General features: G+C 41.0%; 9 protein-coding genes. 6 read left to right on the forward strand and 3 right to left on the reverse strand.

Annotated elements, in window-relative coordinates:
* Positions 1-793 precede the first annotated feature (793 nt).
* From A9239_RS13605 to A9239_RS13630, 6 genes are all read left to right on the forward strand, one after another.
* Positions 794-1,096: a hypothetical protein gene (locus tag A9239_RS13605; protein WP_054865174.1), complete on the forward strand. Its 303-nt coding sequence runs from the start codon at positions 794-796 to the stop codon at positions 1,094-1,096.
* A gap of 20 nt (positions 1,097-1,116) precedes the next feature.
* Entirely contained in the window at positions 1,117-1,773 is a 657-nt protein-coding gene (locus A9239_RS13610) for a hypothetical protein (protein ID WP_052712698.1), read from the forward strand.
* Positions 1,754-2,377, forward strand: coding sequence for a hypothetical protein (locus A9239_RS13615; RefSeq protein WP_230669144.1), 624 nt, complete (start codon positions 1,754-1,756; stop codon positions 2,375-2,377). Before A9239_RS13610 ends, A9239_RS13615 begins: the two co-directional genes overlap by 20 nt.
* 213 nt (positions 2,378-2,590) lie before the next feature.
* On the forward strand, positions 2,591-3,892 hold the full coding sequence (locus A9239_RS13620; protein ID WP_048154807.1) for a hypothetical protein: 1,302 nt from the start codon (positions 2,591-2,593) through the stop codon (positions 3,890-3,892).
* A gap of 397 nt (positions 3,893-4,289) precedes the next feature.
* Positions 4,290-4,748, forward strand: a complete 459-nt coding sequence (locus A9239_RS13625) for a 30S ribosomal protein S15 (RefSeq protein ID WP_048154804.1) — start codon at positions 4,290-4,292, stop codon at positions 4,746-4,748.
* 681 nt (positions 4,749-5,429) lie between these two features.
* Entirely contained in the window at positions 5,430-6,158 is a 729-nt protein-coding gene (locus A9239_RS13630; RefSeq protein ID WP_048154802.1) for a class I SAM-dependent methyltransferase, read from the forward strand.
* 347 nt (positions 6,159-6,505) lie between these two features.
* Here the strand turns inward: A9239_RS13630 and A9239_RS13635 are convergent, their stop codons facing one another.
* The 3 genes from A9239_RS13635 to A9239_RS13645 are packed head-to-tail and all read right to left on the reverse strand — an operon-like array spanning position 6,506 to position 9,585.
* Positions 6,506-7,288, reverse strand: coding sequence for an ABC transporter ATP-binding protein (locus A9239_RS13635; RefSeq protein WP_048154800.1), 783 nt, complete (start codon positions 7,286-7,288; stop codon positions 6,506-6,508).
* Positions 7,285-8,355, reverse strand: a complete 1,071-nt coding sequence (locus A9239_RS13640; protein ID WP_048154797.1) for an iron ABC transporter permease — start codon at positions 8,353-8,355, stop codon at positions 7,285-7,287. The genes A9239_RS13635 and A9239_RS13640 overlap by 4 nt, the downstream gene beginning before the upstream one ends.
* A gap of 18 nt (positions 8,356-8,373) precedes the next feature.
* On the reverse strand, positions 8,374-9,585 hold the full coding sequence (locus tag A9239_RS13645) for an iron ABC transporter substrate-binding protein (RefSeq protein WP_048154793.1): 1,212 nt from the start codon (positions 9,583-9,585) through the stop codon (positions 8,374-8,376).
* Between the last annotated feature and the right edge of the window lie 517 nt (positions 9,586-10,102).

Raw genomic sequence — 10,102 nt, forward strand, 5'->3', positions numbered from 1 at the left:
TAAGTGGCTGAATAGTTACATATTAATTATATAAAGTTTTGTTAACCGAAGGATTTTTTAAGTTTGACTGTGTAAAATAATTTATTTGTCACAGATTTGGGCTTCTACCGACGTTGCTGTTCGTTCCATCACCCATCTCTGTGATAAATACCAGATAAATCAGAATTCTTCTTATTATATTTTACTTCTTTGGTCAGGTTATCAGTTTTCGGGTCAAAAAATCCAGTTGTTTTCATTTAAAAATAGAGCCATTTTAAAGCAACAGGAATTGATTTCTGCAGTCTCAGTAGTTCCTATTTGTCAACTATCAAAAGGCAACAAATTTTTTATACTGTGCTTGACTAAGTTCATTATTAACAGAATTCCTAATTTCCAAAGGAGTTCGGATTAGGATATACTTTAGCTATATGGCTGTAATAGACTTCTTTGGTCAAGCTTTCTTTTTAAGAAAGGTTGGTTTACAGCTATATGCTGCAATAGACATCTTTGGTCAAGCTTTCTTTTTAAGAAATGGAGGGGGCAGTTTACGGCTAAGGTTCAAACAGACTTCTTTGGTCAAGATTGCTTTTCAAGAAAGGTTGCGGCTAACAAAGCTCCAGAATTAGTCGATCCGATTAAAACTGACGAATCTGCAGTTATTTCACTTCCTTTCAGACTCACGGTTTCAGGTATCCTTTTTGCTGTAATTTTACTTATTTCCTTCGTTTATCTCTATGATTTTCTGGACGAAGCAAAGGAAAAAGCAGCTCTGGACGAAATCTCAAGGCTTACGGCTGCTGCCGAACAGCTCTCCTTGCGTGGGGAAGGAAGTGAAGTTTCTCTGGAGATAAGGTTGCCTGAAGGCGTAAGCGTGGATTTCGGTGCGCTTCCTGACAGGCAGGTCAAATGGCCTGCGGATGCGAACAATTACTGCGTCCATACAGGAGAGAAAAGCACTTTCTATTATTCGGATGCCTCTTTCTCAAACCCTGAACTTAACGGACCCGTATTTCTTGGTTCTGGCAGGCACAGGCTCCTGCTCTCAACAAAGCTCGAACCAATGTCCGAAAGGCTATTCGTGATTATTTCCGAGAATGGCACTCTTAATAAAATTTGATATATAGGAGAAGATCTGCTGTGAGGAATTTTGCTTGCGATGACTCTGCATGGGCCGATTTCTTGATTTCAAAGGCGGCTCTAATTCTTGCAAGCGTTATCCTTTTTGCGGCACTCTTTAATCTGGTTGCCAGTTTCAAGGATCTTGAAACCCGGGAAAAGCTTGATTTTCTGGCTATGGACTTTAAAACTGCAGTAGATGAAGTCGGATCGGGCAATTCAGAATCAGCTAATTTCCAAGAGGGAGCAGATTCGGATTTTCAGGGAGAATCTCAGGATGAATTTCGCGAATCTTCCTATTGTTTCAGTGAACAGGAAATTTTCAGGGATTTGCCTTTTGCGGGAGATATAAAGGTTCGGGTTTCTGGCGAATATGTCTGTCTGGAAGCCGAATCCGGAGAAAGGAGTTTCAGGGCTGTAAAACCCTTTGCCTTCAGGGTTTTGCCTCTTAACGGATCTACCCTGCACGAAAAACTCAGTGAGGAATTTGGAGCTCCAGGCAACGAGGAAACTCCTATTACAACCGATTATTCTAAAATTGTGGCTTTCCTCCAGATATTGGGAACCGAAGAAGCAGTCTTGAGCCCAGGTGAAAATATCTCATTAAAGAAAGAATTCATTTATGTGAAGGATGAAGAGGAGGTATCTACTTTTGGCTGTGTCCTTGTTTACCAATAACTTCCTGTTTATTGGTGATCTGCTCGAAGATCTACTCAAAAAGCGGCTCACAGCTACAGCTCGGCTCAAGGATACATTAAAACCTGCAAAAAAAACGTGTGCGTTAATGCTCAGGGACGAACATGGGGTGCTTGAACCTCATACCGATCTACTCTCCGTAGCCCTTGCAGTGATAGGTTTTATGGTTTTCGCAGCTCTGATGTCACAGACCTACCTTGGATACGAAGACCGTTCATTTGCTCTTGAAAATTACGAGACCGCGTCTCTCATTGCCGAAAACCTGGCAGATGACCCTGTTCTGGGAGCAGAAAGCTCAGGCTTACTTTCGGCAGCTTCCCTTGACACACTTTCGGGCCCGAATGGGGCTAATGAAAGAGCAAAGATTTTTGCAGCTTTTTCCGGGAATTACCAGTTTCTGGTTGAAGTCCGAACAGGAGACGGTCAGTGGCACTGGCAGATCAAACCGGACAATGTCGAGATTGATGCTTTTGCCGACGACCTGGAAAAAGTTGCAGCCTCTGTGCCCGTTGTTATTGAACTGAATCCTGCCGAATCGATCCCTGGGATCCTTACTGTGGTGATTTATAAGACAAAATGGAACTGAAAAAGAGAGGCAGTAAAGGAGAAAAGCTGGATAGAAGTTAGAGAAATCGCATAGAAATTAAAGAGCCAGATAAAATTTTGAAAAGTTAATTGGAAGTTGAAGAATCACATGAAAGTTCGAAAAACCGCGTGAAAACTCAAAAAACTGGGTGGAAGATGGAAATTAGAATGAACCTGAAAATGAGAGATACGGCATGAAAGTGAGAGAGACTGTATGAAAAGGAAGAGAAACGAAGAGCCCATAAAGAGAAGCAGGGAATTAATAGTAAGAGAACAGGATAAGGTAAGACACCCAATAGTTCCTGAAATCCTCTGGCAATTTCCAAAGAAAAAAGGCGAGCTAATTGCAGAATGCTCAGGTTATTTCACAGTTTTTGATGCCCTTTTTTTACTTGTTCTGATCTCGCTTGCAGGTATCCTGCTAATGCCTTCCATGCAGGCAGAAAAACAATATCATGCAGCCGGGTATGTCACTTCTTCGGAACTTGATGTTTATCTGCTTGAGTCAGTGCTTTCCTGTAAACTTGAGGACTTTGAATACGAAATATCTCCTCTTGCAGCTCTTAATATCTCAATACCTGAAAACTCGGTTGTGGAAAATTCTTCTCATGCCCTCTTCGGGAAAGAACAGAAACACAGGACTTTTGCTGACCTGATTGCGGACTATCTTGCTCTTTCCCTTGCGATCTCAAATAATGATTCTTTAGTTTTCCTGAACCCCCTTGCTGTGAACTATTCTTCCCGGGACTCGGAGGTTATTTCAACATATCTGGATCAGAAAGCCGCAGGAAGATTTTCCTACAGGTTTGAAGCTTATTGGCACCCTGTAGAAGTTTTTCCTGTACAAAGCGAGCTTATTATTGGAGAAAAGCCTCCTGCAAATGCAATTCGTCAAAGTACAAAGCTTTCCATGCCCCTTTACGCCAGCCCTCCTTCAAAAGCTGCATTGCTTGATTCTGTTAATGACTCCGTGCTTGAAACTTCCCTGAACTCATCGGATGAAGAAGCCAGCAAGATACTCTTCCAGGCTTTTAATGATTCTCTTGACGCAGCAGCCCTGGAAGGTGCAGAGGTACTTACAGGGCTGCTCTTCCCATCGGATTATTTTGGGTCGGGCTTTGGGGAGGAAAATGAGGAATCTTTCCAGACCCTGATCTACGGGGTTTCTGAAAATCCTGTAGATAGAAAGTCCGGAGAAGAGGCTTTTGCGGTATATTTTTCGGATTTACTTGAAGCCGGGTTTCCGGTTGATTCCGAAGCTTTTTCTGAAAATGCATCAACAGTCGAATTCTCTTTGCTTGAAGACATGATGACAGAGTATATAAAAAGTGAAATTCGGAGCGAGCTTGAAGGTGAATTTTCAGGTGAGGTCAACAAAACAGTTTATTCCATTCTTGAAGCTGAAAACCTTTCAGAAGCCCGTAATCTTCGCGATGCGCATATCGAATATGTTTACAGGCAAATAAATCCGGGTGGGGCGCGAATAGTTTTGAGCTTCTGGGATTCTGCCTCATGAACCTGGATATAGAAAATGGATATAGAAAATGGATATAGAAAATGGATATAGAAAATGGATATAGAAAATGGATATAGAAAATGGATATAGAAAATGGACATATACTCAGATAAAATGTGCTTATGGAAAACGTTTACCACTGAAACTTTTCAATATGAAAAGAGCCATACGCCTCCCTATCCGACACAAAGTATATATGTTATGGTGCGTTCTCTAGTGATGTTTTTACCGAAAAACTTATGCTTTTCCAGGGATTCCTGAAAAGCCACGCAGCAGTTTGCTGTGGCGGATTAAATCTCCCGATCGATGTGTTGGTCCGTTATAGTCGGTAAAGATATAACTTCCGCTCGAAGAGTTCTCTTCAGGGCATCGATCAATTGATATCAGGAGACTTATTATGGCAAAAATGCATACCAAAAGAAAAGGCAAGTCAGCTTCCACCAGGCCAATCAGAACCGAGCCGCCTGAGTGGTGCAAGATCAGCGCAGATGAAGTTACTACAATCACTCTTGACCTCTGGAAACAGGGTGTTTCCACTGCCGAAATTGGAATGACTTTAAGGGACCGTTACGGAGTTCCTGACGCCAAGCTTATCACAGGCAAGAAGATCACAACCATTCTTAAGGAAAACAACGTTTATCCGAACGTTCCGGAAGACCTTACCAATCTGATTGTGAAGGCCCTGAGGCTCAGGAAGCACCTTTCTATTAACAAGAAAGATGTCCACAACAAGCGTGCCCTTAACCTTACTGAATCCAAGATTAGAAGGCTTGTTAAGTATTACCAGCAGGAAAAGGTACTCCCGAGAGACTGGTTCTACAAGCCTGAAACTGCAGAAATGATGATTACCAGGTAAAAACCTGGAAATCTTTTTCTGGTATCCTCTTCAAATTGTATGGGTAAAAGTAAATTTCATGTATTTAATGAAAATTTAAAAATTTACCAAAGTATAAACAACAACTTCAAGCGATGCATCCAACTTTACAACTGTATAATAAAATTATTGTATAGTTTTCAAATTGGAAAATTCTCCACTGAATTTGAAGAGGATACTGGGAAATCAAAAACTGGGATCTCAAAATCATTGCCTGTACGCATTTAGGAATGATACAAATATAACTTCTAATTTTTAGTTTGGGAAGTGATCTATCGTTCCACTTCCCCAAATATCATCCTTGTCAACAAAAACACTTGGTATTATATTTCGTATCTATTCAGCGTACGAAAATTAGGCTTACTGATATTGATTTTAAGGTTTCATAAGCATAGAATTATCAACTGTATAAAACTAAAAAGCACGAGCAGTAACAACAGTTGTGAAAAATTAATCAATAGGATTTTGCCCATTTTAGATTTAAGAAGATGCCTATTGAGGTTGTTTTTCCTACGCTGAATAGTTACTATATTTCTATTGTTCCTTAAGTTTAACATTGAGCTTATCCAAAAATAATTTTATAGAAAAGTATTTTGAGTTTTGAGATTAGCTCAATAATGTTATAGCTGGACTTTATAACTAATTAAGGAGATATTGCTGGCTATGGAAAAAGAGAAAAAAAAAGGATGGACTCATCCAGAAGCTGCTGAAAAATATGCCCAGACAGCTGATATAATCATACCTGAAAGGAAAGAAATATTGTCAATTATTTCAAGGGTAGCAATCGAATTAGGGCCAATGGATCCTAAGATAATTGACCTGGGCTGTGGTCTGGGCGATGTGACAGCTGAGATCTTGAAGTTAAAGCCTCAAGCAGATGTTCTCATGATCGACTTCTCTGATGAGATGATAAGGCGAAGCAGCGAAAGGTTCAGGGATAATAAAAACATAAATGTAGTCAAACGTGATCTGAATCAAGGACTCCTGGATATAACTGGAGATAGAGGATTTGATGCTGTTGTATCCTGTTTTTCTATTCATCATGTAGAGTTTGAAAACAGAAGCAAACTGTATTCCGATATTCGCGAACTTCTAAAAGAGCAGGGTTTATTTATAAACGGAGATCTTTTCAGGGAAGACTCTCCAGCTATTGATCAATGGGAGTTTAATAACAAAATCTCCTCTCTGATGATACAACTTAAGGAGAAGCTCGGACAGGAATGGACCTTTGAGGAACTGAAGCTTAATCGACTGGAAAACTCCCAGAAAATGGGAGATAAACCTGGAACGCTTTTGGAGACGTTTCAAGACATGAAGGCAGCAGGATTTAGACATGTTGATTGCTTATGGAAATCCCGCAACCTCGCCATAATGGCTGCAACCAAATCTTGAAAGAAATAACATTGTGTTTTCTATTGATCCAAGCTGTAGTACAAACATTACACAGGAAATGTATATAGCTTCTAACTACCTTTTAAGGTACCTGACCTGCTAATTTCATATTTGATAAGCTCTCCATTGGTATCCTCTTCAAATTTAATGGATTTTCAACCGCATAAAAAACATAATAGTTGTTCCATTTTGACTCAGTACCAAAATCTAGTGATGAATGTAAAGTTCAAAATCACTAGATTTTGGTACTGAGTCTTTTACTCTTTTCTCTTATCTTAATTCTCTGACTACTTTTGAAATTGTCATATACTCTTTTTCTTGAGATAATTTCTTACTTGTTGCTGGTTTTACACGTTATGTACAAGTGCAACTTCAGGATTTCCTGGAACTACACAGCGCATACCTGCAATCTCTCCGATAATTACAGGCAAACCATACACCTCCTCGATAACCTGAGGTGTAATTATCTCGGCGCCCCCTTGCGCGTGAATTTTCCCTCCCTTAAGGAAAATAAACTTATCTGCATACCTGAGGGCCTGGTTAAGGTCGTGCATTGTCATTATGGCTGCAATTCTGTGCTCAAGGACAATCTGCCTGATAATGCCCAGAATCTCAACCTGATTTTTCATATCAAGGCTGCTTGTAGGTTCGTCAAGAAGTAGGACTTTTGGCTCCTGTACGAGTGAACGTGCAATTGCAACCTTCTGAAGTTCACCTCCGCTCATTTCATCGATATATGAAAGGCGGAGTTTTTCCATGGAAAGTAACTTGAAAACAGAATCGACTATTTGAAGGTCTTTTTCGGTAACATCCCATTTGATATGGGGCCGCCTTCCGAGCAAGACTGCATCAAAAGCTGTCAACCTCCCGGTTTCCACCCGCTGGGGAACATACCCAACAAGGCGCGCGATCTCCATTGTTCCAAGGTCAAAAAGGTTATTTCCATCAAGATGAACTGTTCCTCCTTTTGGGCGGAGAATTTTGTTAAGACATTTTAAAAGTGTAGTCTTACCAACTCCATTAGGCCCAAGGATTGCTACAATTTCTCCTTCCTCGATGGAAAAGGCTATTTCATGGAGAATTGTACGGTTGCGATACAAAAATTCAAGTTCCTCTACTGAAAGTATCATCGTTTGTACCCCTTAAGAAGTAAGTATATGAAAACAGGTGCTCCCATGAAAGCAGTAAGAATAGATACGGGAAGCACATATGGCGATATTATAAGCCTTGCCGCAGTGTCTGATGCCAGAAGCAGGATTCCTCCAAAAAGAGTAGAACCGGGTATCAGGTATCGCTGGTCATCTCCTATGACCCTTCTGACCATATGAGGACAGACCAGTCCTATAAACCCTATTACCCCAAGAAATGCAACAATCACTGCAGAAACCAGGGCTGCGATTACCATGCCTACTAACCTTGTCCTTTCCACATTGACACCGAGACCCTTTGCGGTCTCATCGCCTGCATCTATGGCATTATAGTTCCAGCAATTGGCAACGAAGAATATAATTGCAAGCAGCACAACGCCAGCCATTATCTCAAGTTCCGGCCAGGTTACTCTTCCGACATCGCCAAAAGTCCAGAAAACGACTGCTGCAAGCTGGGTATCGTCAGCAAAGTACTGGAGGAATGCCGTACCTGCTGTAAAGAGAGAAGAAAGTGCAACTCCTGCAAGTACCATTACCTCGGGCGAAGCCCCCCGTATACTTGAGATTAGCAGGATCACTCCGGTCGCAAGAAGGCAAAAGAAAAGGGCTACCGTTGTTGTCAGGTAAGGGTTGTTAATTGTCACAGCATTTGCAACTGTGGACTGCATTTTTCCGGTACCGAGGACCACAACAGACACTGCAGCTCCGAAAGCGCCGGCATTTGAAATTCCAAGCGTGAACGGAGATGCAATGGGATTACGCAGTATAGACTGCATCGCAACTCCTGCAACCGAGAGTCCGGCTCCTGCGACTATTGCAGCCAGGGCTTGAGGGAGCCGGATGTTCCAGATTATTAAATCCCATTTTGTAGAAACACTGTGCCCCGTTATGGTTTGCAGCACTTCATAAGGCGGTATTGTCACCGCTCCTACCGAGATCGAGTAAATAAGCATAATGAAGAGGAACAGAACCCCCCCCATAATCCAGAAGTATTTTCTGCGTATGTACAAAAGATAATCTTCTGGGACTGCTCCTTTGGAGAAATGCACCTTTTTATACCCTCCATTTTATTGCAAAATTTGTTTAAAGCACATATTACTGTAATTTCCATTCAGATCTGAAAATACAGGTTTACCAACGAAGAAAGTGTATATTTCGTCAGCTTTTGCTTCCGGATCAATATCTTCAAATCTGTCCGGATAGAGCACTTTTCCGATAAAATAAGCGTCTGCAAGTACGGACTCATAGTTGGTGCTGTAGAAGTTATAAGGGATTACTCCATAGACTTTTTTATTTTTCACAGCCGAGAGTCCTGCAAGGGATGTATCATTCTTCAGTTCTCCAATTGCACCTTCGTTACCAAGCTGGAGGGTACCAACATCGATAAATATATACTCGGGATCCCAGTCTACGAGTGCCTCCTTAGCAATATCCGCATGCTCTGTGCCCATTCCGGCTGCGACATTCTTTGCATTCACCCAGAGGAATGGCGAGTAAGCAGGTTCTGTAGCGATTATTCCATGAGCTCCAGCCATACCGACCCCACCAATATAGGCCGTTTTTCTTTCAGATTCCGGAATGTCGGCAGTCCTGTTTTCAAGATCCTGCATAGTAGCATTGATATAACTGATTACTTCCTCTGCTCTTTCCTGTTTACCTACTGCCTCGCCCATTATCCTCAGAGAGCTGTACACTTCGGCTTTCTGTGTCTCATTATTCAAAGACCCGTAAGGGAATGCGACCACAGGGATGCCGGTTTTGTCCTGAAGAGTGTCGGCTTCAGTGGCAGTAGGTGCTGCTGCCTGTCCAATCATACTGGCTTTCAGAATAACCTGAGGGTTAACTTCAATGATTTTCTCCGGGTCATCATTACCCCTGGCCTCTCCAATAAGGGGATAGTTTTTGAGCTGGGGATTCGCATATACATAAGGGCGACCTTCGTTTTTGTTTTCTTTTTTCTCCAAGCTATCAACCCCTACTACATCGTCCTGAGCTTGCAGGTATACAAGGTAGCGCAGGCACCCGGCTCCTGAGCAAACAACTCGTTCCACATTTTCAGGTATGGTGACTTCCCTGCCAAACCCGTCCGTGAGTGTAAACGCTCCGGATTCTATTGCCTTATCGGCGCCTGAAACTCCTGAAGCTTCTGCTGAAGCCGATCCGTTCTGATCCTTATCAGATGAGGACTTGTCCGCGCATCCTGAAGCCACTACCAGGGCAGCAATGAGCAGTCCTATAAAAATAATTTTATATAATTTATTACCATAATTTAATTTCATGTTACATCCCTTTATGATCAAAGAGTAAAAGTATTACATAAAATTAACTAAATTATCTTAGTTTAATATTCAATCCAATTAATTTTTTGAAAATGATGAGCTATTATGACTTTTAAATCCAGATAAGGATAAATTTATGGTGTAACCTTAACTGACTTGCTTTTAATTATTGAATATGAAAAACTATGATAATGGTTGTTTTTTGGTAGATCAATGCCTTTAAAAAGTTAACTCCGTGAAAAATTAATTCAGTAAAATCGGAATTAAAGAGTGGAATAAAATTAAAAAAATAAGATAAAAACACAACAAAAATAAGGTAAAAATAATTCAGAAATATATAAAACTGTATGAAGTAATTTTTTAGCAGATTCCAGAACTAAAAATTACTTCACGCAATATTTCGAAACTACCGATTGATAAAACTAACTTTCTTATACCTCAATTATAGTGGAATCGATTTAAACCCAAGGTTGTCGTACTGTTCATTAATTTCAGAGAACACGGGTTTACCAACGAA

The sequence above is a fragment of the Methanosarcina sp. A14 genome (assembly GCF_001729375.1).
In the GTDB taxonomy this organism is placed as follows: domain Archaea; phylum Halobacteriota; class Methanosarcinia; order Methanosarcinales; family Methanosarcinaceae; genus Methanosarcina; species Methanosarcina barkeri.

Bases quoted from the DNA above. Each gene is read 5' to 3' on its own strand.
- A9239_RS13620 (WP_048154807.1), top strand. From the start codon at position 2,591: ATGAAAAGGAAGAGAAACGAAGAGCCCATAAAGAGAAGCAGGGAATTA.
- A9239_RS13625 (WP_048154804.1), top strand. From the start codon at position 4,290: ATGGCAAAAATGCATACCAAAAGAAAAGGCAAGTCAGCTTCCACCAGG.
- A9239_RS13630 (WP_048154802.1), top strand. From the start codon at position 5,430: ATGGAAAAAGAGAAAAAAAAAGGATGGACTCATCCAGAAGCTGCTGAA.
- A9239_RS13635 (WP_048154800.1), bottom strand. From the start codon at position 7,288: ATGATACTTTCAGTAGAGGAACTTGAATTTTTGTATCGCAACCGTACA.
- A9239_RS13645 (WP_048154793.1), bottom strand. From the start codon at position 9,585: ATGAAATTAAATTATGGTAATAAATTATATAAAATTATTTTTATAGGA.